Below are 22,892 nucleotides of genomic sequence, written 5' to 3'. Positions count from 1 at the left end.
TGGTTTTACCCGACCCCGATGGGACTTTGTCAGCAGTTATCGCCCGTGTTCGAGCCCGGGACCGGCCGATCATGCCCAAGAGGTCAATGATCATGGATAGCATGATCATGGAACCACAACGAGTTTGATCATGGTCGGCCGCGGACCGGGAAATCGGTCCGGGTGATCAACTTCTCCAGCAGCCGGGTGAGGGTGGCCCGCTCCTCGGCGCTGAGGGCCTGGGCCCACTGCTGTTCGCGGCGGTGGTGCTCGGCGAAGAGTTCGGTGATCTCGGTCCGCCCGGTCTCGGTGAGTGCCAGGCGAACCGAACGTCGATCCTGTGGATCCGCGGACCGGGAGACCACGCCCGCCTCGACCAGTGGGGCGGTGAGGTTGGAGATGGCGGCCCGGCTCTGACCGGTCAGCTCGGCGGCGCGCTTGGATTCCAGGGGGCCGGCGAGCCAGAGCACGAACATCAGCCGGAACGCCGCCCAGGAGCGGCCGCGCGGCCGGTGGATGGAGGCCTCCAGGTCATAGGTCACGACCGCGGACGCGCGGTTCAGGGTGAGCAGCAGCCGGGTCGCCGACGGGTCCGTGCTGTGCCCGCTGTCGCTGAGCGTATTGCTGGCCGCCTCGACGAAATCCCAGAACTCACCGGCCTCCATGGCCTCGAGTCTGGCAGAGATCTGCGGGTCCGACCCCGGACACCACGAACGCCCCGGCTAGGTGCCGGGGCGTTCGCAGGTTGGTTGGTTGGCTGTACGCCGACCGAGCGGCTCAGCGGCCGCCGGGCAGGTCGCCGCGGCCGACGTTGCCGTCGCCGTCGCGATCCAGCTTGTCGCGCAGGTTGCCCATCTCACCGATCGGGGTCCCGCCGAGACCGTGCTTGTCGCCGGCCTGGCCCTGACCCCCCTGCTGGGTCGGGTCCTGCTGGCCCTGGCCGCGCTGACCGGTGAGGTCGTCGGCGCCGAGGCGGCCGTCGTTGTCGCGGTCCAGGCGATCCTTCAGGCCGCCCTGCTGGCCCTGATCGCGATCCTGGTAGCCACCCTGCTGGCCCTGGTCGTAACCGCCCTGGCCGGTGCCCTGCTGGTATCCGCCCTGGCCCTGGTCGTAACCCTGGCCCTGACCCTGCTGGTAGCCGCCCTGCTGACCGGGGACCTGCTGGCCCTGACCATGCTGGTGACCGCCCTGCTGGGTGTAGTCCTGATCGGCGGAGCGCTGCGGGGCGCCACCGGCACCCTGCTGGTACCCGGACTCGCCCTGCATTCCCTGCCCCTGCAGGTTCTGCTGGCTCTGCACGCCCTGGCTCTGCTGGTAACCCGGCCCGCCCTGGACACCCTGGTCCTGCTGGTAACCACCCTGCTGGCCCTGCTGGTAACCGCCCTGCTGCTGCGAGGCCGCGCCGGCCGCACCACCGGCCGCGCCGGCGACGCCAGCGGCACCCGCCGCACCGGCCGCACCGTGGCCCTGCTGGCCCTGGCCGTAACCGGCGCCCTGCTGGTCGCGGTCGCGGCCGCGGAGGTCGTCGGAGTCGAGGCGGCCGTCGTTGTCGCCGTCGAGCTTGTCGCGTACCCCGCCCTGCTGGTTGCCCCGGTCGTAACCGGCGCCCTGCTGACCCTGACCGTAACCGGCGCCCTGCTGGTCGCGGTCGCGGCCGCGGAGGTCGTCGGAGTCGAGGCGGCCGTCGTTGTCGCGGTCGAGCTTGTCGCGGAGCCCGCCCTGCTGGTTCCCGCTGCGGTCGTCGTACTGACCGTCGCGGTCGCGATCCCGGCCACCGGCGGCAGCCCCGGCCGCACCCGCGGCACCGGCAGCGCCGGCAGCACCCGCAGCGGCGCCGGTTCCGACACCGCCGCCCTGCCGCTCATGGCGACGCAGCCGCTGACGCTCATCGGCGCCCTGGCCCTGGTTGGCGGTCATCCCGGTCTGCTGACCGCTCTTGTCGGCGATCCCGTAGTGGCTGTAGAGGCGGGCCTCCGAGTCGGGGGTCAGGTGCTCATCGACGTCGAGATTCGGGGCGTCCTTGATGGTCGCCTTGTCGTGCGGTACGCGGATCTCGCCGTCGGTGTAGGTGGCGTCCTGGAGCGGGACGAACGTCTCCTTCGTGCCGAACAGGCCGGTCGACACGGTGACCCAGCTCGGTTGGCCGGTGTCATCATCCAGATAGAGCTGACCCACACTGCCGACCTTGGACCCGTCCCTGTCATAGACGGTGGCGTTCAGTAGGGCATCGATCTCGTTGTTGCTGTTCGTCATGCTCGCTCCTTGAACTGGGCTTAGCTGCCGATCGAGAAAGAAGATCAACCTTCCGGAAAATCACTATATCTCCGGGTCTCCGCGCACTGTCGAGACCTCAAAGTGAAGGGGGATTGACCCGACGAAAAGTGGGTAACTGTGAGAAGTTCCTCAATCAGGGTAGAAAATGCGGCGGGTTCGCCGTGCGCCTGGGATTCACTCGCCGAGGATGTTGTCGGTGTGCTGCACCGCGCGATCGGCGCGCTCGGCGCCATAGATCGACAGGAACTCCGCGATCTCGGGATATCGGTCCCGAACCAGTTCCGCGGCGCCCATGAAATCGCTCGCCGATGCGGTCCGCCGGCAGATCTCCTGGATCTCGGTGGCCAGGTGACGGGTACGCCGGGGGGCGCCGGTCGTGGTCGTCGCGCCGAGCACCTCGGAGGACTCCGCATTGCGCTGCAGCTCGACCAGGGCGTCCGGCAGCGGCATCGTCCCGGTCTCCACCTGCTGGGCGATCTGGATCATCCACTGCAGCCGCTGCGCGGCGGCCGGATTGCCGATCTTGATCCGGTGCCCGTTGATCAGCTGGGACAGCATCGGCGCCGAGATGCCGAGCAGTTCCGACATCCGTGCCTGGGTCAGATTGAGGGCGCGGGCGCAGCGGCCGAGCACGTCCTGCAGCGGTTCGCCATAGAGCTCGACCTGCCGAGCTCGGGTCTGTGTGACTGCGGCGTCCCCGCGCTGCATCGGACCTCCCAGGTGAGCCGAACATTCCACTCTTTGCACTGACCCCGAAATTTTACTCAAGCAAAGATCGGCTCAGAAGATAGCAAGCACCAGGGCCACCAGCAGACAGATCAGGCCGGAAATTCCCAACACCCACACCGATTTCGGGGTACGCCGCCGCGGTGCCGTCTCGACGGTGGTCCCGCGGGCCGGCGTACCCGTCCCCGTCCCGGTGACCGCAACCGTCGCCGCCGACGCACCCGCCCGCGGCCCGGGTCCGTTCGGCCCCCAGCCCTCGGGCAGCGGGCCGATCTGGTCGAACACCTCGATCGGATCGCGCTCCGCCGCACCGCTCGCACGGATCCCGCGCAGCGCCCGGCGGGCCTCGGTGGCGGACTCGAAACCGTGCCCGGACTCGGCCGCCAGCCGCTCGACGAAATCGGTCAACGGTGCGGAGACCCCGGCCGCGGCCAGGTCCACCGGCGGATCGGTCTCCCGGGGCCGCTGGCCGGTGAGCATCTCACCGAGCACCATGGCGGTGGCATAGAGATCCTGGGCCGGTTCCGGATCGGCGCCCATCCGGGCGAGGGTGGACATGTAGCCGGGCGTACCGACGACCTCGGTGGTGTGGGTGAGCCGTGGGTCGTCGATCCGGGCGGCGATCCCGAAGTCGGCGAGCCGGACACTCGGCAGCGCCGTCCCGGTCGCCGCCAGCAGCAGATTGCCGGGCTTGATGTCGCGGTGGATCAGGCCGCTGGCATGCACGGTCTCCAGCGCCGACAGCAGCTGATCGATGATGATCATGGAAAACCAGTCGGGCAGCGGGCCATAGTCGTTGATCATGGTCCCCACCGAGCCGCCGCTGACCAGGTCCATGGTGAACAGCACCCGGTCGTCCTCACCGACCCAGGAGGTCGGGGCGAGCACGTGCGGGTGGTCGATCCGGGTGCCGGTCTCCCGGATGAAGCGCAGCAGAGCGATCGAGTCCGACTGCTTCATCAACTTCGCGGCCCGGTAGCCGAACTCCTTCCAGTCCCAGACCCGCCAGACCGTCCCGGCGCCGCCGGCGCCGATGGGGTCGACCAGCTCGAACCGCCCCCCGAACACCTCACCCATGCCGTCAGCATGCCAGCAGCCCCGCGCCGCTCCGGCGTACCGGGCCGGGCTGCGACACAATGGCGCGGTGAATCCTGGATCGCGCGGCCGGCTCCGCCGGTTGCTGGCGGGTACGCTCGCGGGCGGCCTGCTGCTCGGTGGTGCCGTCGCCGGCGCACCGCTCGCCGCCGCCGCTCCCGGCGAGATCATCGGCAGCACCGACCCGGCCAATGCGACCGCACTGCCGCTCGGGGACAGCCGCAGCAGCCTGGGCAACGGATTCGATCAGGTGGATCGGAACCGCTACTACCGACTGCAGCGCAGCCAGCCGGACAGCACCATCTATCTGGGTGCGGTGATGCTGCCGCCGGGGCAGGGCCGGGACGGGTTCTCCATCGACACCTCGCTCGGTCAGGGCCGGGACTGCTTCTCCGGCAGCGAGTTCACCCCGACCCGCGGCGGTGGGGTGGTCGCGGTCAGCGGGGATGCGCTGGACGGCTGCGGCCCCGAACCCTCGGTGCAGGCCCGGGTGCAGCGGGTCAACCTGCCCGAGATGACCGGGGCCGCCGAACCCGCTCAGACGCTGCTGCGGGTGACCGAGGTGCCGCGGGCCCGCAACTACGACCAGCTGCCCGGCCCGGCGCCCCGGCCGAACCCCGATGACCTGCCCACCGACAACCAGGCCCAGGTCACGGCGGGCACGCTCATCGACCCGGCTCCGATCGAGTCCGAGCGCAGCTATCGGCTGCGGCTCACCTCCGGACAGTTGCAGGTCTTCGCCACCGACCTCGACTGGGGGCAGTGGCTGCAGGTGCAGGCCCGGATCGCGCCCTCGACCGAGACGGCTCGGGTCGCCGATGCCGCCCCGCAGTTCGGGATCACCGCACTGGGTCCGGATCTCGGCACGGTGGCCGAGACCTCGGCATCGCTGACCGGTGACGCCGACCAGGCCGACCTGGTCACCGACCCGGTGGCATTGCGGGCCTACCGCGGTCGTGGTGGCACCCCGTTCCTGGCCGGCCGGCACCTGATCGCGGTCTGGCTGTCGCCCGATGCGCTGCCCGGTCCGTTGACGGTGGACTACACCCTGACCACCCGCGTCGGCGGCGCGGTCAGCGGTGTCCCGGACTTCGGCGGCGACCAGATCCGCGGGGCCGGTAGCGGCCGCCCGGCCTGGCGGATGCCGGCCGCGATCGGTGTCGGTGCGGTCGGGGTGGGACTGCTGGTCGCCGCCGGTGCCGTGTGGTGGGTGAGCCGGCGGCGTACCGGCGCGGCGCCGTAGCGAGCCGAGCGGATGGCCGGGGTTCCTGACGCCGCTGCTCAGCCGGGTCCGGACTCCCGGGCCAGTCGGGCGACCTCGACCAGCGCCGAGTCGTCGGTACGCCCCAGCCCCTCGCTCTGGCCGTCGCGGAACAGCCGCAGCGCGGTGTCGGCCAACGGAACCGGTTGGCGTACGCCCTCGGCGGCGTCGGTGACCAGGCCGAGATCCTTGGCGATGATGTCGACCGCGGAGGACACCGGCACCTCGGGATAGTCGAGCATCCGGGCGCCCCGGTCGTTGAACATGAAGGACTGTGCCGCACCGCCCCGCAACACCTCCCAACAGGTCCGCGGATCCAACCCCATCGCCTCGGCATAGGCCAGGGCTTCCCCGGCCACCGCGACGTGTACGCCGCAGAGCAGCTGGTTCACCAGCTTCAGCCGCTGCCCATCGCCCGGTTCGGGACCGACCGCGTGCACCGACCCGAGGGCGTCCAGCACCGGTCGGGCCCGCTGCACAGCGGCCGGCTCCCCGCCGACCATCAGCAGCAGCTCACCGGTGCCGGCGCGGACGGTGCCGCCGGAGACCGGGGCGTCGACCATCCCGATCCCGCGTTCGGCCAGCCGCAGCGCCGCCTCCCGTGCCGAATCGGGGCCGATCGTGGCGAACACCAGCACCACCGCGCCCTCGGTGAGCGCGTCCAGCACCGAATCGAGCACGGCCTGCACCTGTGCCGGGGTGGCCACCATCAGCCCGACGACCTCGGCACCGGCGACCGCGGCAGCCGCGTCGGGGGCATCGGCGATGCCGGCCAGCCCGCGCACCACCGGGTCGAAACCAGTCACGGTGAAACCGCTGCGGGCCAACTGACCCGCCATCGGGCCACCCATCGCACCCAGTCCGATCCACCCGACGTTCATCGCGCATCTCCTTCCTGGGCGTCATTCCCGGCGTCTGCATCGGAACGGGGGCGCTCCGCGGCGAAGCGGTCCAGCACCTTCGCCAGCGCGTACTCGTCGCCGACGTTGCCGGCGAAGACCACATAGGGCACGCCGACCACCTCCGGTGGTGCATCGAGGGCGCGGACCACCGACACCATGCCCTCGAAGAGCTGTCCGAGCACCAGCCCGCGGCGGATGCCGAGGCCGCGGACCGCGACGTCGTGGGAGGTGATGCCGCCCTTGGCGACCACCCAGGCCGGCCGGGCGTCGCGCACCTGCTTCACCACCTCGACGATCGCCTGGGAGACCTTGCGGGCGATCGCCAACGAGTCCTCGGGATCGTCGACGGCGACCAGTTCCCGGCTGGTGAGCAGCAGCACGTCGCTGTGCGTCAGCGAACGCGTCACCAGGCTGATCGTCGAGGCGAGATGGGTGTCCGCCTCCTTGCGGAGCAGGTCGGGTACCGAGAGTTCCACCTCGACCAGTCGCCCGCGCGCCCGCGCCCGGTCGAGCTGGCGGGTGGTCATCCCGACGTGCGAACCGACGACGAGCAGCCCGTGCCCGTCGTCGCGGCGACCCTCGGGCCAGATATCGGCGGCGGTGAGCACCGTCCGCGGTTCGATCCCGCTGAGCGCCCGGACATAGCTGGGCCCCGAGCGGGCCAGGAAGCTCGCCCCCTCGGCCTGCACCTGTTGCTGGGCGAGCGCGACGGTCTCCAGGTCGGCGTAGTCGGTGGCGTTCACCACGAACCAGGTCGGGCCGTCCGCGGTGGCGGTTCCGATCGCGGCGCGCAGTGCGTCGGCCACGGCGGTGACCCCGCCACCGCGGATCAGCTCCAGCGACAGCGACCGGACCCGGTCACCGGCGAGTTCGCCCGCGCTGAGTTCGGCCAGCAGCTCCTTCAGGTCGGAGGAGCGATAGCCGAAGGTGCGGTCCTTCGCGAACTCGGTCTCGCCGACGGGTACCGCCTCGCCGCCGACCATCGCCCAGTGCACGTCACCGGCGGTGAACCGGCCGGCCTCGAGATAGGCCGGCACCAGCAGGACACCGTCGAAGCCGTTCCCGGTGACCTCGCGGCGGGCCCGGTCCAGTGCGGTCACCTCGGTGAGGATGTGTCCGCGCAGCGTGGAATCGCTGCGGCTGACCAGATCCAGCGGCCAACCACCCTCGGCGGCGAGCGAGAACAACCCGGTGCCGAGCCGTTCGTTCAGCGTCATCGCGACGTTGCGGGCCAGGCTGCGGGAGTTGGTGAGCAGGAACGCGGTGGCACCGGGTTCGGCGAGCGCTGCGGCGTACTCGCTGCGCTCCAGCACGGTGACCACCTCCACCCCGTGCACGCTCTGCGAACCAGTGGGGTCGTCGTCGAGGGCGACCGTCCGTCGGCCCTGCTCCGCGCGCAGGCGCCGGATCTCGGCCCGCCGGCCCTCCTCGGAGACCGGTCCGGGTACCGCGTCGAGAATCGCCGTCAGGTCGGGAGAACCCGCCGCATCGCTGGTCATGGCCCGATCGTTCCGGCTGCCGGCCCCCACGGTCAAGGGACGTGGGCTGCGCTCCCGGACCCCCTAGGATGACGCCGGTGATGAGCGGAGAGCATGCGGTGCGGCGTACCTGGATCCACAAGGAGACGACTCGGGCGCTGGTGGCGATCGCGATCGCGCTGGTACCGGCGGTGATCGGTTACCTGGTCTTCGCCACCCTGCGCGGTGAGTTCTCCTCCAAGGAGATCGGTGCGGTGATGCTCGGTTGGGTCTTCTACGGGGTGGCCTACGGATTGCTGACCTGGCAGGCATTCCGGCGCGCCTCGGCGGCGGAGCTGACGGCGTTGGTCCGTCGGCCGCGCGGTGAGACGCGCGCGCTGCGCTGGTTCCTCGGTGGCGGCGACGGCCCGGACTCGGCGCTCGCGCTGGCCCTGGTCGCCTTCGCCGGCGCGTCGATCCTGCCGCGCATCGAGGCGGTGGGCAATCCGAGCGACCGCTCCATCCTCAGCGGGTTGGCGATCGGTGTGGTCGCGGTCAGTTGGATCATCGTGGTGGTCAGCTATGCCGTCTACTACGCGCGGTTGCAGGCCGACCACGGCGGTCTGGACCAGCCCGGCGGGAAACCGCAGGTCTTCTGGGACTTCCTCTATTTCGCGCTGATGGTCAGCACCACCTTCGGCACCACCGATGTCGACGTGCAGACCACCCGGATGCGCAAGGCCGTCTGCGGCCACGCGGCGCTCGCCTTCGTCTTCAACACCGTCATCCTGGCGCTGGTCATCGGCGCCCTCACCTGAGCAGGATCTCAGGGAAAACAGGGGGACATTCCCGCTGGTACGCCACCCGCCCGGCCACCAGCATGGAGACATGCGCACCGTCATCCAGATCATCGCCACCGCAATCGCCGTCTTCGTCGCCACCCTGGTCCCGGGCATCGACGTCACCGGCAGCAGCACCGCGGCCGTGGTCGGGACCCTGCTGGCGGTCGCGGTGATCATCGGCGTCGTCAACGCGTTCGTGAAGCCCGTGGTGTCCTTCTTCACCGGCTGCCTGATCTGGCTCACCCTGGGGCTCTTCCTGCTGGTCATCAACGCGCTGATGCTGATGCTCTCGTCCTGGCTGGCCGGTGTGCTGGGCCTCGGCTTCCACGTCTCCGGCTTCTGGGCCGCGCTTTTCGGCTCGATCGTGATCAGCCTGGTCTCCGGCGTGGTGATCGGCCTCTTCGAGCGCTCCGGGGCGCGTACCCGCAACGCCGGCTGAGCGAGCGCAGCGAGTCGAAGCCACCGCTCGGGAACACCTCCCGCACGCTACGGAACTGCTGCCACTGTGGCAGCAGTTCCGTACACGTTCCGAGACGTCCTTCCTCGAACAGCGCACTAGGGTGATCCCAGCACCCGACTCGACGAGGAGTTCAGCATGCGCATCGTGATCACCGGCGGCCACGGATTTCTCGGCAACGCGGTCGCCCGCGAACTGTTGCAGCGGGGGAGTTTCGACGGCCGGCCGATCGACCAGCTGGAGCTCGCCGACCGGATGGCGCCCGACCCGGACCCGTTCGCCGACGACGATCGTGTGACCACCGTGGTCGGCGATCTGACCGACACGATCGATGAGCTGTTCGCCGAACCGGTGGACGTTCTCTTCCATCTCGCGGCCGCCGTCTCCGGTGAATCCGAGCGGGATTTCGACCTCGGCATGCACGCCAACGTCGACGTCACCCGCGCGGTGCTCACCGCCTGCCGCGCCCAGCAGCAGGCCGGCGGCCCGCTGGTCCGGTTGTTCTTCGCCTCCAGCCTGGCCGTCTACGGCAGCGACGACGCCCTCCCGCTCGCGGCGACGATCGATGAGACCCAGCTGCCGATGCCGCAGGGCAGCTACGGTGCCCAGAAGGCGATCTGCGAATACCTGGTCAACGACCACACCCGCAAGGGATTCCTGGACGGCCGGGTCGCGCGGTTGATGACGGTCTGCGTACGCCCCGGCCGGCCGAACGCCGCCGCCTCCAGCTTCGTCTCCGGGATCATCCGCGAGCCGCTCGCCGGCGAGCAGGCGATCTGTCCGGTCGAACCCGAGCTTCCGGTGCTGCTCGCCTCACCCCGGCGTACCGTCGAAGGCATCCTCACCCTCGCCGAGGCCACCCGCGGCGACGGTCCCGGTGAGCTCACCGGACGGCTTCCGGTCAACCTGCCCGGGCTGCGGGTCACCGTCGGCGAGATGGTGGCCGCGCTGCGCCGGATCGCCGGCGACGAGGTCGCCGATCGGGTCGTCGTGCAACCCGACGACACCATCCGGGCGCTGGTCCTGACCTGGCCGCGGGATGCCGACAACTCCCGCGCCGCGACGCTCGGCCTGGAACCGGACCCGGACGTCGACACGGTGATCGAGCAGTACATCGCCGATCACCCCGAGGCCATCGCCGGCTCCGACGATGAAACTCGCTAGGCCTATCTAGGTCAGAAGCTAGAGAGTCGAATACGAGCCGATCGGGTCAGCGCGCGGTCACCCGGATCACCGAGGAGGACCAGTTGTCCCCGGCGTCGGTGGAGCTCACCCCGATCGACTGCAGCGGCTCGACATTGCGCGCCTGCTCGGGATCCATGTTCCCGGTCAACTGCGGCTTGAACGCGTTCAGGTCCAGATAGAACACCGCCTGGGCCCCGCCGGCGTTGGCCACCGCGGCCTTGAAGTTCGGCGAGTCCTTCAGCTTCTGCGTCGGGTTGCTGAGTTTCTGGGCGTACGCCGGGCTGAGCGAGACATAGGTGGGCTTGTCACCGACCTTCGTCAGCTGCAGGCCGCTCTGCTCGAACTTCGCGAGCAGCGCGTCGAGTTTGGCCCGGTCGGTGTCCATCGCCAATCCGATCGGGATGGTGTCCGGATTCGTCGGGTCCACCCGGTTCGGGTCGAAACGGTCCGCGGCGATCACCAGATCGTCACCCAGCAGCGTCTCCAGATCGCCGGGGAGCTGCAGGCCGGTCTGCGCGGCGACCGTGCTGGGGTCCATGCCGGCCTTGGTGAGGGTGTCCATGATCTGCGGCACCAGGGTGCGGCCGCCGGCGATGCCGAGCGCCATGGTGGTCTCGGCCGGCAGATCACCGACCTTCGTCTTCGCCGAACCGAGCGAGGTCCCACCGCGCGTGACGGCGGTCAGCTCGGGATTGCCACCGGTGAACCGCAGCGTGCCGGCGGTGGTCTCGAAGGGTGTCTGGGGGGCCGCCATGCCGATCCCGCCGGTCAGCCCGCCGGCGGCCTGCTGCAGGCCCGCACCATCGGCCCAGAAGCTGGCCACGCCGGTGCCACCGAGCTTGTCGATCGCATCGGTGAACGGCTTCTGATCGGCCAGCGACCCCTGGTCGGCGGCCCGGGCGGCGTCATCGGCGCTGCCCTGCCCCTCCGCCAGCACCAGGTGTCCGTTGCTGAAGGCCACGTTCATGTTCGAGCACTGGGCGAGCGGGGCGATGCCGTCGCGGGCCTGCTGCTCGTTCTTGGCGGCGAGCAGCACGATCGGCGACTGGGCGCCGCGACGCAGCGCGAACCCGGCCTGATCACCGAGCCACGGCTTGATCTGGTTCTCGTAGTCGACCGGGCAGTTCTGGTCCTTGGTGATCGACTCGAACAGCTGCTGCTTCGGGTCACCGCCCTCACGCAGGTTCGTCTTCTCCCGCACCGAGGGGAACTTCAGCGCGAAGCGGATCATCTCCACCTGCTGGGCGGCTCCGGGGTTCAGATTGATGTTGGCGTACGCGATGGTGTCCGCCGGCGCGGCCTTGGCGGTCTCGGTGTTCGCGCGCATCCCGAGCGGGTCGACGGCGACGAAGGCGCCGACGCCGACCAGCACCAACGCTGCCGCACCGGCGCCGATCTTCGCACCCAGCGGGATGCCCTTCTTCGCGGGCTGGCCCGGGGCTCCCGGCGGTACCGGCTGACCGGGCTGCTGCGGCGGGAACTGCTGCCCCTGCGGGAACTGCTGCCCCTGCGGGTACTGCGGCTGCCCCTGCGGGTACTGCCCATAAGGCTGGCCGGGCTGCTGCCATCCGCCGTTATTGGGTGGCTGGGTCACCGTTCCTCCTGAGGCCGCGCGTTCGTCGCGCTCAGCCTAGGGGAGGAGGGCGGTCACTTCGTGCCCTGCAGGATCTCCTTGCCGGCCGCGACGAGCTCATCGACCGGCTGGCTGCGCAGCCCGACGACCAGCACCGCGGTCTGACCGCGGCGTACCACGCAGACATCGAGTTCGTTGTCCGGCATCCGCCCGCACCAGGCGTCACCGATCTGGCGTACGCCGTTGGCCTTGATCTGGGTGAGCAGCGCGCGGCCGTCGGGCACCGGGCGGGCGCCGATCGCGATCAGCGCGGGCTGCCCGTTCTGCCGGTAGTTGGCGCTCGAGGTCTGCACGCTGCGGTCCACGCCGAACTCGGGCGGGGCCTCCACATTGCCCGGGTCGCGGGAGTACGCCCCGGCGGTCACCGGGAGGTCGGGCTTGCCGGTCGGCTCCGGGGCGAGCGGGGTGCTGGCCGGTGTCGGTGCCGCGGACTGCCGGGTGACCAGATAACCGACCCCGCCGAGGGTCGCGAGCAGCACGACCAGGGCGACCACCATCACCACGACCGGGATGTTGCTGCGCTTGTGCGGCTCGTCCTCACCGGCCAGGCCGGGCAGCTCGGTCGGTTCGTCGGGCTTGTTCGCGGTCCCGGGTTCCGGGTCGGGCCGGCCGGACTGGCCCGGGGACCAGGGCGTCGAGCCCTGCGGCGGTTGGCTGTCACTCATGGATCAGACGTACTCCTCGATGGCCCGGGTGATGGTGGCCTTGGTCCGGGCGCCCTGCAGGCTCTGGACGAGTTCCCCGTCGACGAAGAAGTGCACCGTCGGCAGCCCCTTGACCGCATAGTTGGTCGGGGTGACCTGGTTGTCGTCGGTGTCCAGCTTCACGAAGTCCATCCGGTCGCCGTAGGCGTACGACAACTCGTCCAGGATCGGCTCGAACTGCTTGCAGGGCGAGCACCACTCGGCCCAGTAGTCGACCAGCACCGGACGCTCGGAGCGCAGCACCATCTCATCGAAGGTGGTGTCGGTCACCTCGGTCACGGCCATTGCGGCGCCCCCTGGTCTGTCCAGTCGGTCGAAATCGTCGCCCCAAGTCTGCCGCGCCGGTCAAGTCGCGCCAACCCACGCCTCCCACGTTCATCGAGTAGCAACCCCGGCGCAGCGAAGCGGAGCCGGGGTTGCGTGTCGAGATGAACCGACCGTGTTGAGATGAACCGACCGTGTTGAGATGAACCGACCGTGTCGAGATGAACCGACCGTGTCGAGATGAACCGAGCGTGCCGACCGGCCTCAGCCGACGACCGGGAGCTCCTCCTCGAGGACCACACCGGGGGTGGCCTCGTCGTCGAGTTCGGCCAGGTAGGCCTCCGCGTCCAGGGCGGCGGCGCAACCGGTCCCGGCGGCGGTGATCGCCTGCCGGTAGTGGTGGTCCACCAGGTCACCGCAGGCGAAGACGCCGCGCACATTGGTCCGGGTGGACGGCGAGTCGACCAGCACGTAGCCGTCCTGGTTCAGCTCGACCTGGCCGTTGACCAGCTCCGAGCGCGGATCGTGGCCGATCGCGATGAACAGCCCCTGCACCGGCAGCTCGCGGGTCTCCCCGGTCACGGTGTCCTTGAGCGTCAACCCGGTCAGCGAGTCCTCACCGTGGATCGCGGTGACCTCGGAGTTCCAGGCGAAGTGCAGCTTGGGGTCCTTGACCGCGCGGGCCGCCATGATCTTGGAGGCGCGCAGCTCGTCGCGGCGGTGCACCAGGGTCACCGAGCGGGCGAAGCGGGTCAGGAAGGTGGCCTCCTCGACCGCGGAGTCGCCACCGCCGACGACGGCCAGATCCTTGTCCTTGAAGAAGAAACCGTCGCAGGTCGCGCACCAGGAGACGCCGCGGCCGGAGAGCCGGTCCTCATCGGGCAGCCCGAGCTTGCGGTAACCGGAGCCGGTCGCGAGCACCACCGAGCGGGCCCGGTAGGTGCCGGACTCGGTCTCGACGACCTTGACGTGGCCGGTCAGGTCGAGCTTGATGGCGTCCTCGGTGAGGATCTCGGCGCCGAAGCGCTCCGCCTGCTCACGCATGTTCGACATCAGATCCGGGCCCATGATGCCCGTCGGGAAGCCGGGGAAGTTCTCCACCTCGGTGGTGTTCATCAGCGCCCCGCCGCCCTCGAGCGCACCCTCGATGACCAGCGGCTTCAGCTCCGCGCGGGCGGCGTACACCGCGGCGGTCCAACCCGCCGGGCCACTGCCCACGATGATGATGTCGCGCACCTCGTCCGTCATGTCCTCAACTCCCAATTGCGACCCGTTGCAGATCGCTTGCTGCAACAACCTTGCCGACCATATCCAACCGCCGCCACGGCACCGGTATTCCCAGACCGTTCGCTGGTTAGAGTCATCGCATGCGGACCGCGGCGACCAGGACCCCTCGGGGCTCCGGCTGGCTCGCCGGGGTGGTCGCGATCCTGCTGCTCGCCGGCCTGGTGGTGGTCACCGCGGTCGCCTTCGCGCCGATCTCGGCACTGCCTGCGAACGAGGGGGCCCGGTACGCCGCCACTCCCGGCAGCACCGAACGGGTCGGTCTCGGTCGCGCCGAGCTCCCCGCCTCGGTCGAGAACCGGCTGCTGGACGGCACCGCGGTCGCCCTGGCCGTGCCACCGGTGGTGCTGGCCGGGACCGGACCGGTCGGGCCGGTGACCACGATGCGCTGGCTGGAGGAGGTGGTCAGCCCCGATGTGCCCGGTGGACCGGGGGCCGAGGAGGTCACCGCCCAGGCCACCCTGCGCTCGGCCACCGATGCCGGGCTCTCCCTGCACGCCCGCTACGGCCGGGAGAATCTGGCGCTGGAACCGGCCCTGCTGGAGCTACCGGCCGGGGTCGCCGTCGGCGAGCGCTGGTCCTCCGACGGCACCGTGACCAGCCCCCAGGGGCAGGGTCGGTACGCCAACCAGTCCTTCGCCCGGCCCGGACCCGAGGGCTGCCTGGTGGTGGAGTCGACGACCACGCTGCGACTGGCCACCGAGACCACCCGGACCGATGTGGCGACCTGGTGCCGCGACCGCGGCATCGTCGACGGCACGCCGACCCTGGCCGGCCTGTCGCGGCAGCCGTTCACCGGCCGCTGGCCCGAGCCCGGTCCGGTGCTGCCCGCCGACTGGACCGGTGTCCGGGAGGAGCTGACCCGCCGCCCCCCGGTGGTGGTCCGCGGCCCGGCCGGTGACACCGAACCCTGGCCCCGGATCGTCGACAGCGCCCGGCCCGCCGTGCTCAGCCGCAGCGGCACCCTGTTCAGCGTCGGCCAGCTCAGTGACGACATCGCCGGCCACCGCCCCGACGGGGAGACCCTGCTGACCCGCTGGTGGGGGCTGCCCGCCGGCGGCGTACTGAACCTGAACACCACCGGAGACATCGTCCTCGCCACCAGCGGGGACCGCCGGCTGGTGGCGTACACCGAAGCCGGGCTGCGGCTGTGGTCGGCCCGGCTCAGCGACATCGCCCCCGACGGGGCGGTCGGCCTCGGTTCGGACCGGGTGGTGCTGAGCACGCTGAGCGGCACCCTGGAGGCCTACGAGCTGCGTACCGGGCGGCGGCTGTGGCGCACCGAGGTCCCCGACGGCGCCGACGGGCGGCCCTGGGTGATCGGCGACACCGTCTATGTCAGCCGCAAGGCCGATGCCGGGCTGGCCGCCGTCGACGGCCGGACCGGTGCGCTGCGCTGGAGCAACAACGACCTCGCCTACGAGCTGGCCGGGGTGGCCGAGGACCGCGGGGTGCTGCTCGCGGTCTCCCGCTACGGCACCCTGCTGCGCATCGACGCCCGCAGCGGTGCCTCACGGAGCAGTGGGGTCGCCGGGCTCGGCAGCCGCCCGGATCGGCTGGTACCCGGCATCGACGACCCGGCGGTCTCCGCGCTGCGCACCCGGGACGGGGTGCTGCTGCTGGACACCGCGACCGGCGGCGTGCTCACCGAACTGCCCGGTGCGCGCGACGTGGTCGCCGCCGGCGAGGGCTGGTGGATCCGGGAGGACGGCACGGTCCGGCTGCTCGATCCGCGCGGGCGGGAACTGCGCCGGCTCGCGGTGAGCGGCCCGGTGCCCGCCGATGCCCGGATCCTGCTCGGTCCCGACCGGATCTGGCTGGTCGGCAGCACCGATTCCGCTCTCGACGTGGTCTGGGTCGGCCGATGACGATCCTCACCCGGCTCTGGCAGGTGCTCCGCTTCACCGTCCGGCACACCTTCATCGACCCGATCCGCAGCGGCCACCTCAAGGAGAACCCGCAGCATCCCTGGCCGCGGGGGATGCGCTGGCTGGTCGGGATCAGTGTCGGGTTGTACGCCCTGCTGACCGTGCTCGGCCTGGCCGCCGGCCGGTTGCGGATGCTGGATCTGGCCACCGGGCGGGGCCAGTCGATCCCGTGGGCGACCGGGCCGTTCCTGCTGCTGGCCGCGATCGTCGGCCTCAGCCTGGCCTACCTGGCCGCGGTGCATGCGGGCTGGCGGTTGCAGCTGCCGCTGGCGGTGCTGTTGGCGGTCGTGCTCGGTGGTACGCCGACCAGTCCCGGACTGAGCGGGCTGCTGCCGACCGCGGTCGCGCTGCTGGTGCTGCTCGGCTTCGGGCTGTGGCGCCGGCGCCGGCCGCTGAATCCCTGGGAGTTCGTGGTCGCGCTGCTGGTGATCGGGTCGTTGCTGGCCAGCCGGTTGCTGGCGCCGCTGTTCATCGGGGCGGGGATGCAGCAGTGGGGCCTCACCCTGCTCGGCTACTGGATCAGTCTGCTCACCGTGATCACCGCCCCCTCCGCGCTGCTCGCCGGTGCGGCGATGACCGAGCTCGCGGTCCGGCTCGGCGCCTGGACCGCCCGCGGCGTCTGGGAGGCGGTGCCCGGTGCCGATCCCGGGACGCGGACCCGCCGGCTGATCGGTGGCTGGTTGTTGGCGGTCGTGGTGGTCGGTTCGCTCGCCCGCGAGGTCTGGCTGGCGGTCACCGATGTGAACATGGAGCCGGCCGGGATCGCGTTGGCGGCCGGCTATCTGCTGCTGGTGGCGGCCGCCGGGCTGGCGGTGCTCCGGTTCGCGCCGGGCTCGGTGGCTCGCGGCGTACCCACCGATGTCGACGACCTGGCCAGTGCCTGGTCGCGGACCTCGTGGCCGCTGGCGCTGCTGCTGGCGCTGTCGGTGTTCGGCGGGGTGGTGCTGCAACTGCTGTTCAGCCTGTTCGGGCTGCGCCGGGTCCGGTTGGACTCCTTCTGGACCGGTGGCCTGGCCGCGGTCCCAGCGGCCGCGGTGGCGATCGGCCTGGGGGTGTTGTGGGCGCGCCGGGGCCGGACCGCGGCCGCGTTGCTGGCGACCGTGTTCGGCGGTGGGCTGCTGGTCACCCAACTGGTGCTGCTGCTGCAGGTCACCTTCGACACCCGGCAGATCGTCTCGGCCTCGGTGCTGCTGGCCACCGGCGTGCTGATCTGGTTGCTCGCGACCCGGCGGCTCACCGCGGACCGGGGGCTGGCGATCGCCTCCCTGCTGCTGATCGGGCGGCTGCACGAATACCGCGACATCATCGACGAACCGTTGGCCGCCATCTTCGCCGCCACCGGTGGCGGGGCGCTGTTGCTGCTCGGTCTGCTCTGGCGCCAGCTCACCGAATACCAGATGGCCCGCGGCCACAGCCGGACCCTGCCGCACTACGTCCGGGTGCTGCTGGCGCTGGCCAACATGACCCTGATCGGGATGACCGTCTCGCACTTCGCGCTCAGCGGATCCCCGGGCACCGCGCAGCTCAAGGTGCTGGAGAACGGCGGCGACGACCAGCTCGGCGGGGCCCTGCTGCTCGCCGCCCTGGTCGCCGGACTGCTGCTCGCGGTCCGCGGCCGCGAGGGCGGCGATCAACGCCCCGGCGAGGAATTCCGGGTCGATCACCCGATCCTCGTCGAACCCAAGTCCCCGCTGGCTGCCAGCAGCGACCGTGTCCCCCCACGTTCCTCGAGTAGGTCGCGCAGCGACCGTGTCCCCCCACGTTCCTCGAGTAGGTCGCGCAGCGACCGTGTCCCCCCACGTTCCTCGAGTAGGTCGCGCAGCGACCGTGTCGAGAGGAATCCCCCCACCCAGGAATTCCCGTGACCCGCATCCCACCGGGTCCCGGGCGCGCGGAGCGGACCGTCTTCGCGCTCGGCGATGCGTACGCCGGGGGCGCGTCCTCGCTGATCGCGGTGCTGCACCTGGTCTTCCTCACCGACATCGTCGGGTTGAATCCGGCGCTCGCCGGGACCGCGGCGCTGCTCGCGAAACTCTGGGATGCGATCAACGACCCGCTCACCGGTGCGCTCAGCGACCGTACCCGGACCCGGATCGGTCGGCGCCGGCCGTGGATCATCGGCGGCGGGTTGCTGCTGATCGGCGGGATGACCCTGCTCTGGTGGCCGCAACCCCCGGTCCGCGACCAGCTCGCCCTGGCAGCGTGGGCGATGGGCACCTACATCGTCTACAACACCATCCAGACGACGATCGCGGTGCCCTATGCCTCGCTGAGCACCGAGTTGAGCACCGACCCGGCGATCCGCAACCGGATCAATGTGCTTCGGCTGCTCTGTTCCACCGTCGCCAGTGCCTCGCTCACCCTGATCGCCACCCAACTGGTCACCCTCTACCGCGAGGGGTCGCTCTCCGCCCGGGGCCTGCAGCTCGCCCTGGTCGGCGGCTTCGGGTCGGTGTTCACGATCCTGGTGCTGCTGGTCGGAATCTGTTGCCGGGAACGGGTTCCGCTGCCACCGAGACCGACGCGACTTCGCTTCTTCAGCGGGTTCGCCGCACCGCTGAAGGTGCCGGCCTTCCGGGTGCTGCTCGGCATGTACCTGGCGCAGGCGATCGCGATGGACATCATCTCCGCGACCCTGCTCTACTACTCCGCCAACGTGGTCCGCGGCATCAACCCGACCGTCTTCCTGGGCACCTTCATCGCCATCAACCTGATCGCCTTCCCGATCGTCGGGCAGCTGGTGAAGCGGGTCAGCAAACACACCATCTATCGCACGCTGCTGCCGGTGGCACTGGTCGCGATCTGGGTCGTCGCGCTCTATCCGCGCGGTGGCTCGCCGCTGGGGGTGTACGCCGCAGCGGCCCTGCTGGCGATCGGGATGTCGGGTGCCCAGCTGCTCAGCTGGGTGATCTTCCCCGATGTGCTGGACGCCGCCGAGTTGGCCACCGGACGCCGCGACGCCGGCTCCTTCGGCGGTCTGATGACCTTCACCCGGGGCGTGGCGGCGGCGATCACGATCCAGCTGATCGGGCTGATGCTCTATCTCACCGGTTACCGCGTCCCGGTCGCCGGGCAGCTCCCGCCGCAGCAACCGGAGTCTGCGATCTGGGGCATCCGGCTGGTACTGCTGGTCGGGGTGTTCACGCTGCTTTCCGTTGCCTGGTTCATTTCCCGACGCTATCCCCTCACCCTGGACCGCACCCGTGGGATCGCCGCGGAGCTGGATCGGCGCCGCGGCGCCACCGTGACCGACACCCTGGAGCAACGATGACGAGCGACTGGACGATCAGCGGAGCGACCGATGAGGCGCGGGCGCCCAGCGGTGGCGAGGATCCGGGGATGGCGGTCAAGATGACCGGCGCCTCCTTCGCCGGTATCACCGATCTGGCCGCCGGGCGGCGCATCGATGAGACCGAACTGCTCGCGCTCTGCGACTTCGTCGATGCCCGCATCGACTGCGCCGACTTCCGGATGATCACCCTGCTCAAGGTGCGCTATGAGTGGGCCGACCTGCTCTCATCCGCCACGCTGGCCCGGATCGACGCCAGCATCCTCGGATTCCGCTACTGGATGGACGAACCGGGCGAGGACTCGATGTGCTACTGGTCGGAGAACCACCAGTGCCTGTTCGCGGTCTGCGAGTACCTGGCCGGAAACCTCTTCCCGGACGGGGTTTTCGGAAATCTCGGCGTCAACGGGCTGCGGCGCCGGGAACGGGGTGCGGCACGGTTGCGGGTCTGGCTCGCCGACCGGTTCCGGTTCGGGTTCACCGAGTGGCTGTCGAACACCTACTACGAGGAGGACATCGCCCCGCTGGCGCTGTTGATCGACCACGCCCCCGACGAGTCGCTGCGCACCGGGGCGACGATGGTGCTCGACCTGCTGCATCTCGATCTGGCGCTGCACCGCTTCGGCGGGCGGTTCGTGGGCAGCGCCGGACGCTGTTACGAGGCGCAGAAGCAGGATCCGGCGACGGCCGATGTGAACGACATCCTGCGGGATGCGTTCGGCGGGCCGGGGGAGCCCGATCCGACCCGGATCTCCGCGGCGTACATCTTCCGCAGCCGGTATCGGGTTCCCGAGGTGATCGCCGCGATCGCCGCTGAGGAAGGGGATCTCCAGGTCCGCGCCAGCCACGGACTGGACCTGGCCGAGGTCGCCACCGCGGTCGGCGGGGACCGGGTACGCCGGGGTCTCTTCTTCTGGTTGATGGAGGCCTTCACCACCCCGGAGTCCATCGACGACACGATGGCGCTGTTCGACCGCTGGCGGTTGCGCAGCAACTCCTTCCTGGCCCCGCTGGCACCGTTCGCACCGCTGCGGCGTACCGGCCTGCTGCCGGCGCTGGTCCGGTTGCTCAACCCGGCCACCCAGGGCGTCGCGATCCAGCGGGCGAACGTGCTCACCACCCGGACCCGGGGTTGGCTGCTGTCGGCCGCACAGCGTTACCAGCCACGGGAATTCGGCGACCAGCAGCATCTGTGGCAGGCCACCCTGCCGGGTGATGTCACGGTCTTCGCCAACCACCCCGGGGCGCCGATGTTCGACGACACCGCCCGCGGCTTCTCCCCGGCCTACTGGGTCGGCAACGGCATCAACCCCGATGTGGTCGCCGACGGCAATGCGCTGCTCGCGGTGCACGATCTGCGCGTCCGGGGCGGTTATCTGGAATCGACCAGGCCGCTGTTCAGCCATCTGTGGTTCCCCACCGAACGCTTCGATGAGGTGCTGCGCGGACCGGACTGGATCTGCGGCCGGGCGGGGGACTCACTGATCGGCGTCCGCGCCGCACGCCCGCTGGTTGAGCAACCCACGTCGGCTGAGCGAGGTACGAGTCGAAGCCACGACTTCATCCAGTCCGGCGAACTCACCGGCTGGGCGGTGCTCTGCTCCGACATCGGCGAATCCGGCAGCCTGGCCGAGTTCGCTCGGGGCATCGCCGCCAGCCCGCTGCTGCTCGCCGGCGACCTCGCCAGCTGGCGGTTGCCCACCGGTCCGGCGGCCCGCGGCCGGACCACCCTCTCACTGCGCCGCGACGGTCCCGCGCTGGTCGACGGGCAGCCGATCGAGACCGAGTATCCCCGGTTGGACAGTCGGTTCGCCACCGTGGCCAGGGAACCGGGGCAGATCGAGATCTCCCATGCCGGCAAGGGATTGCGGCTGGACTGGACGAATCGTCGAAGGGAAGCATGGTGACCACCCCCGATCCGCTGCGCACCGCGATCGCGCTCTGCGACGACCTCACCGGCCGGGACCTGGCGCAGGGCCGGATCCGCCGGTGGAGCTGGGGTCCGGCGCTGCTCGGCTTCGCGCTGACCGAGCTGGAGGCGTACGCCCCCGGGCACTATGACGACTGGCTGGGTGCCTGGGCCGAGCACCATCTCACCCATCCGTCGCGGATCGACCAGTCCGACATGGCCGCGCCCGCGCTGATCACGCACCCGCTCGGGCGGCGTACCGACGATCCGCGGCTGGCCGAACTCACCGAGCGGGTGGTGCACTATCTGCGGCACGAACCGCGGCTCGTCGACGATGTCACCAACCATCTCGGCCCGAGCGCGATCGGGCGGCTCTATCCGCGCTCGGTCTGGGTGGACAGCCTGATGATGTTCGGGGTGTTCGCCGCGATCCGCGGCCGCGACCGGGGCGAGGCCGATCTGGTCGAGCTGGCCGCCCGGCAACCGGAGCAGTACGCCCGGTTGCTGCAGGACGAGCGGACCGGACTGTGGGCGCACGCCTGGTGGGCGGGTCGCCGGGAGCCTTATCCACAAGGAGTTTTCTGGGGTCGCGGCAATGGCTGGGTGCTGGCGGCGTTGCCGATGATCGTCGAGGCGATCGGGGTGGCGCACCCGCGCGCCGATGCGATCGCTGGTCTGCTGGGGCGTACCTCGTCGGCGATGGTGGCCCGGCAGCGACCCGACGGGGCGTTCAACACCCTGCTCAGCCAGCCCTCCTATCGGGAGCTGTCGGCGACCGCGCTGGCGGCGGCCGGCTGGTTCAGCGGGGTACGCCTGGGGCTGCTGCCGGGCTGGTATCGGGAGCCCGCCGAGCTGGCACTGGCCGCGGTCACCGCTGCGGTGCACACCGAGCGCGGCCGGTGGGTGCTGCCGGAGATCTCCGGGCCGACCATTCCGCTGCCGCTGTTCCCGCGGACCGGTTATCTGCTGGTCCCGCGGGGCGCGAACTGGGACTACGGGGTGGCCGCGTTCGTCTTCGCGGCGATCGCCCGCGAGCGACTGCTCGGGGCTACTGCACCGGGCCGCTGAACTGGACCGGGCCCTTGTCGGCGGCGCCACCGTCGATCATGATCGTCACGTTCTGCAGCTGGTCGGCCGGGATCGCGAAGCCCATCGTCGCCTTGGCCTGTGCACCGGGTTGGACGACACCGGAGAAGGAATCGCCGAGCTGCTTGGTCTCGTCGACGATCTTGGGGGCGCCGACGTCGTCGTAGTAGCCCCAGACGGTGATCGCGGAGGTGTCGTAGGGCTGGCTGGACTGGTTGGTGACCAGGATCTCCGCGACCACCATGCTGCCCTCGGTGCCCTCGGCGCCGTGCTGCTGCGGATTCGTCACCGCCTTGGCGATGGTGGCGATCTCGACCAGCACCCCGTCGTCGTAGCGAGCCGCCTGGTCGAAGGTGAACTTGTCACCGGTCGGCGGATCGGTCGGTGCCGCCACCGGATCGGCGCGCGTCGGGCTCGAGCTCGGGATCGTCCCCGGCCCGTCCGCACCGGCCGAGGCGCCCGGTGTCGTTGCCCCCGGGGTGGGCGGCTTGCCGCAGCCGGCCAGTGGCAGCACGGCCAGGCAACCGATCGTCACTGCCACCAGGATGCCGTGTCGCGCGGTACGCCTCTGCTGCATGCGACCACCGTAGACCGCTTGGGAGCACCCCCGTAGCCTT

20 protein-coding genes are annotated in these 22,892 nt (G+C 70.6%); 9 read left to right on the top strand and 11 right to left on the bottom strand.

Going from position 1 to position 22,892, the window contains the following annotated elements; translation table 11 throughout:
• Nucleotides 1-128: 128 nt before the first annotated feature.
• The 4 genes from BI335_RS13045 to BI335_RS13030 form a co-directional block, all read right to left on the bottom strand.
• A complete protein-coding gene (locus BI335_RS13045; protein WP_094426399.1) occupies nucleotides 129-644 on the bottom strand; it encodes a MarR family winged helix-turn-helix transcriptional regulator in 516 nt (171 codons plus the stop codon).
• A gap of 112 nt (nucleotides 645-756) precedes the next feature.
• Nucleotides 757-2,232, bottom strand: coding sequence for a PRC-barrel domain-containing protein (locus tag BI335_RS21515; RefSeq protein WP_094426397.1), 1,476 nt, complete (start codon nucleotides 2,230-2,232; stop codon nucleotides 757-759).
• 195 nt (nucleotides 2,233-2,427) lie between these two features.
• Nucleotides 2,428-2,961, bottom strand: a complete 534-nt coding sequence (locus tag BI335_RS13035) for a helix-turn-helix domain-containing protein (RefSeq protein WP_094426395.1) — start codon at nucleotides 2,959-2,961, stop codon at nucleotides 2,428-2,430.
• Nucleotides 2,962-3,033: 72 nt separating this feature from the next.
• On the bottom strand, nucleotides 3,034-4,056 hold the full coding sequence (locus tag BI335_RS13030; protein ID WP_172421896.1) for a serine/threonine protein kinase: 1,023 nt from the start codon (nucleotides 4,054-4,056) through the stop codon (nucleotides 3,034-3,036).
• A gap of 67 nt (nucleotides 4,057-4,123) precedes the next feature.
• Here BI335_RS13030 and BI335_RS21510 point away from each other — a divergent pair, with 67 nt between their 5' ends.
• On the top strand, nucleotides 4,124-5,317 hold the full coding sequence (locus tag BI335_RS21510) for a hypothetical protein (protein WP_172421894.1): 1,194 nt from the start codon (nucleotides 4,124-4,126) through the stop codon (nucleotides 5,315-5,317).
• A 38-nt stretch (nucleotides 5,318-5,355) separates the two neighbouring features.
• Here the strand turns inward: BI335_RS21510 and BI335_RS13020 are convergent, their stop codons facing one another.
• Together BI335_RS13020 and BI335_RS13015 are read right to left on the bottom strand one after the other, a co-directional pair.
• Complete coding sequence (locus BI335_RS13020; protein ID WP_094431412.1) at nucleotides 5,356-6,216, bottom strand: NAD(P)-dependent oxidoreductase; 861 nt, start codon at nucleotides 6,214-6,216, stop codon at nucleotides 5,356-5,358.
• Entirely contained in the window at nucleotides 6,213-7,736 is a 1,524-nt protein-coding gene (locus BI335_RS13015) for a four-carbon acid sugar kinase family protein (RefSeq protein ID WP_094431409.1), read from the bottom strand. Before BI335_RS13015 ends, BI335_RS13020 begins: the two co-directional genes overlap by 4 nt.
• A gap of 80 nt (nucleotides 7,737-7,816) precedes the next feature.
• Here BI335_RS13015 and BI335_RS13010 point away from each other — a divergent pair, with 80 nt between their 5' ends.
• The 3 genes from BI335_RS13010 (at nucleotide 7,817) to denD (ending at nucleotide 10,157) form a co-directional block, all read left to right on the top strand.
• On the top strand, nucleotides 7,817-8,512 hold the full coding sequence (locus BI335_RS13010; RefSeq protein ID WP_172421892.1) for a DUF1345 domain-containing protein: 696 nt from the start codon (nucleotides 7,817-7,819) through the stop codon (nucleotides 8,510-8,512).
• Nucleotides 8,513-8,582: 70 nt separating this feature from the next.
• Nucleotides 8,583-8,975: a phage holin family protein gene (locus BI335_RS13005; RefSeq protein WP_094431404.1), complete on the top strand. Its 393-nt coding sequence runs from the start codon at nucleotides 8,583-8,585 to the stop codon at nucleotides 8,973-8,975.
• A gap of 156 nt (nucleotides 8,976-9,131) precedes the next feature.
• Complete coding sequence (gene denD / locus BI335_RS13000) at nucleotides 9,132-10,157, top strand: D-erythronate dehydrogenase (protein ID WP_094431401.1); 1,026 nt, start codon at nucleotides 9,132-9,134, stop codon at nucleotides 10,155-10,157.
• A gap of 46 nt (nucleotides 10,158-10,203) precedes the next feature.
• On the opposite strand, the gene BI335_RS12995 is transcribed toward denD, so the two are convergent.
• The 4 genes from BI335_RS12995 to trxB all read right to left on the bottom strand — a co-directional run bounded on the left by BI335_RS12995 (nucleotide 10,204) and on the right by trxB (nucleotide 14,027).
• Complete coding sequence (locus BI335_RS12995) at nucleotides 10,204-11,772, bottom strand: DUF3352 domain-containing protein (RefSeq protein ID WP_094431399.1); 1,569 nt, start codon at nucleotides 11,770-11,772, stop codon at nucleotides 10,204-10,206.
• A gap of 53 nt (nucleotides 11,773-11,825) precedes the next feature.
• Nucleotides 11,826-12,476 (bottom strand): hypothetical protein, encoded by a 651-nt coding sequence (locus tag BI335_RS12990; protein WP_094356881.1) that lies wholly within the window; start codon nucleotides 12,474-12,476, stop codon nucleotides 11,826-11,828.
• A gap of 3 nt (nucleotides 12,477-12,479) precedes the next feature.
• On the bottom strand, nucleotides 12,480-12,800 hold the full coding sequence (gene trxA / locus BI335_RS12985) for a thioredoxin (protein ID WP_094356880.1): 321 nt from the start codon (nucleotides 12,798-12,800) through the stop codon (nucleotides 12,480-12,482).
• A gap of 243 nt (nucleotides 12,801-13,043) precedes the next feature.
• A complete protein-coding gene (gene trxB / locus BI335_RS12980; protein ID WP_094356879.1) occupies nucleotides 13,044-14,027 on the bottom strand; it encodes a thioredoxin-disulfide reductase in 984 nt (327 codons plus the stop codon).
• A gap of 119 nt (nucleotides 14,028-14,146) precedes the next feature.
• Between trxB and BI335_RS12975 the strand changes: the two genes are divergently transcribed.
• Genes BI335_RS12975 through BI335_RS12955 form a run of 5 tightly spaced genes read left to right on the top strand, consistent with a single transcriptional unit; the run spans nucleotide 14,147 to nucleotide 22,257 of the window.
• Nucleotides 14,147-15,931: an outer membrane protein assembly factor BamB family protein gene (locus tag BI335_RS12975; protein WP_094431397.1), complete on the top strand. Its 1,785-nt coding sequence runs from the start codon at nucleotides 14,147-14,149 to the stop codon at nucleotides 15,929-15,931.
• Nucleotides 15,928-17,856, top strand: coding sequence for a hypothetical protein (locus tag BI335_RS12970; protein WP_094431395.1), 1,929 nt, complete (start codon nucleotides 15,928-15,930; stop codon nucleotides 17,854-17,856). Before BI335_RS12975 ends, BI335_RS12970 begins: the two co-directional genes overlap by 4 nt.
• Nucleotides 17,853-19,262, top strand: a complete 1,410-nt coding sequence (locus tag BI335_RS12965) for an MFS transporter (protein WP_166646784.1) — start codon at nucleotides 17,853-17,855, stop codon at nucleotides 19,260-19,262. Before BI335_RS12970 ends, BI335_RS12965 begins: the two co-directional genes overlap by 4 nt.
• Nucleotides 19,259-21,187, top strand: coding sequence for a hypothetical protein (locus BI335_RS12960; protein WP_094431390.1), 1,929 nt, complete (start codon nucleotides 19,259-19,261; stop codon nucleotides 21,185-21,187). The genes BI335_RS12965 and BI335_RS12960 overlap by 4 nt, the downstream gene beginning before the upstream one ends.
• Entirely contained in the window at nucleotides 21,181-22,257 is a 1,077-nt protein-coding gene (locus BI335_RS12955) for a glycoside hydrolase family 88 protein (RefSeq protein ID WP_094431388.1), read from the top strand. The genes BI335_RS12960 and BI335_RS12955 overlap by 7 nt, the downstream gene beginning before the upstream one ends.
• On the opposite strand, the gene BI335_RS12950 is transcribed toward BI335_RS12955, so the two are convergent.
• Nucleotides 22,238-22,852, bottom strand: a complete 615-nt coding sequence (locus BI335_RS12950) for a hypothetical protein (RefSeq protein ID WP_094431386.1) — start codon at nucleotides 22,850-22,852, stop codon at nucleotides 22,238-22,240. The two genes, BI335_RS12955 and BI335_RS12950, sit on opposite strands and share 20 nt — an antisense overlap.
• Between the last annotated feature and the right edge of the window lie 40 nt (nucleotides 22,853-22,892).

The organism is Enemella evansiae (genome assembly GCF_002250705.1).
In the GTDB taxonomy this organism is placed as follows: Bacteria; Actinomycetota; Actinomycetes; order Propionibacteriales; family Propionibacteriaceae; genus Enemella; species Enemella evansiae.
Note: the sequence above shows the minus strand (reverse complement) of the source record. Positions and strands in the feature narration are given on the sequence as shown.

Excerpts from the sequence above, each read along its gene's own strand:
- BI335_RS12950 (WP_094431386.1), bottom strand. The coding sequence starts at position 22,852 with ATGCAGCAGAGGCGTACCGCGCGACACGGCATCCTGGTGGCAGTGACG.
- BI335_RS13010 (WP_172421892.1), top strand. The coding sequence starts at position 7,817 with ATGAGCGGAGAGCATGCGGTGCGGCGTACCTGGATCCACAAGGAGACG.
- denD (WP_094431401.1), top strand. The coding sequence starts at position 9,132 with ATGCGCATCGTGATCACCGGCGGCCACGGATTTCTCGGCAACGCGGTC.
- trxB (WP_094356879.1), bottom strand. The coding sequence starts at position 14,027 with ATGACGGACGAGGTGCGCGACATCATCATCGTGGGCAGTGGCCCGGCG.
- BI335_RS13020 (WP_094431412.1), bottom strand. The coding sequence starts at position 6,216 with ATGAACGTCGGGTGGATCGGACTGGGTGCGATGGGTGGCCCGATGGCG.
- BI335_RS13045 (WP_094426399.1), bottom strand. The coding sequence starts at position 644 with ATGGAGGCCGGTGAGTTCTGGGATTTCGTCGAGGCGGCCAGCAATACG.
- BI335_RS13035 (WP_094426395.1), bottom strand. The coding sequence starts at position 2,961 with ATGCAGCGCGGGGACGCCGCAGTCACACAGACCCGAGCTCGGCAGGTC.
- BI335_RS13005 (WP_094431404.1), top strand. The coding sequence starts at position 8,583 with ATGCGCACCGTCATCCAGATCATCGCCACCGCAATCGCCGTCTTCGTC.
- BI335_RS12970 (WP_094431395.1), top strand. The coding sequence starts at position 15,928 with ATGACGATCCTCACCCGGCTCTGGCAGGTGCTCCGCTTCACCGTCCGG.
- BI335_RS13030 (WP_172421896.1), bottom strand. The coding sequence starts at position 4,056 with ATGGGTGAGGTGTTCGGGGGGCGGTTCGAGCTGGTCGACCCCATCGGC.
- BI335_RS13015 (WP_094431409.1), bottom strand. The coding sequence starts at position 7,736 with ATGACCAGCGATGCGGCGGGTTCTCCCGACCTGACGGCGATTCTCGAC.
- BI335_RS12955 (WP_094431388.1), top strand. The coding sequence starts at position 21,181 with ATGGTGACCACCCCCGATCCGCTGCGCACCGCGATCGCGCTCTGCGAC.
- BI335_RS21515 (WP_094426397.1), bottom strand. The coding sequence starts at position 2,232 with ATGACGAACAGCAACAACGAGATCGATGCCCTACTGAACGCCACCGTC.
- BI335_RS12975 (WP_094431397.1), top strand. The coding sequence starts at position 14,147 with ATGCGGACCGCGGCGACCAGGACCCCTCGGGGCTCCGGCTGGCTCGCC.
- BI335_RS12990 (WP_094356881.1), bottom strand. The coding sequence starts at position 12,476 with ATGAGTGACAGCCAACCGCCGCAGGGCTCGACGCCCTGGTCCCCGGGC.
- trxA (WP_094356880.1), bottom strand. The coding sequence starts at position 12,800 with ATGGCCGTGACCGAGGTGACCGACACCACCTTCGATGAGATGGTGCTG.
- BI335_RS12960 (WP_094431390.1), top strand. The coding sequence starts at position 19,259 with ATGACGAGCGACTGGACGATCAGCGGAGCGACCGATGAGGCGCGGGCG.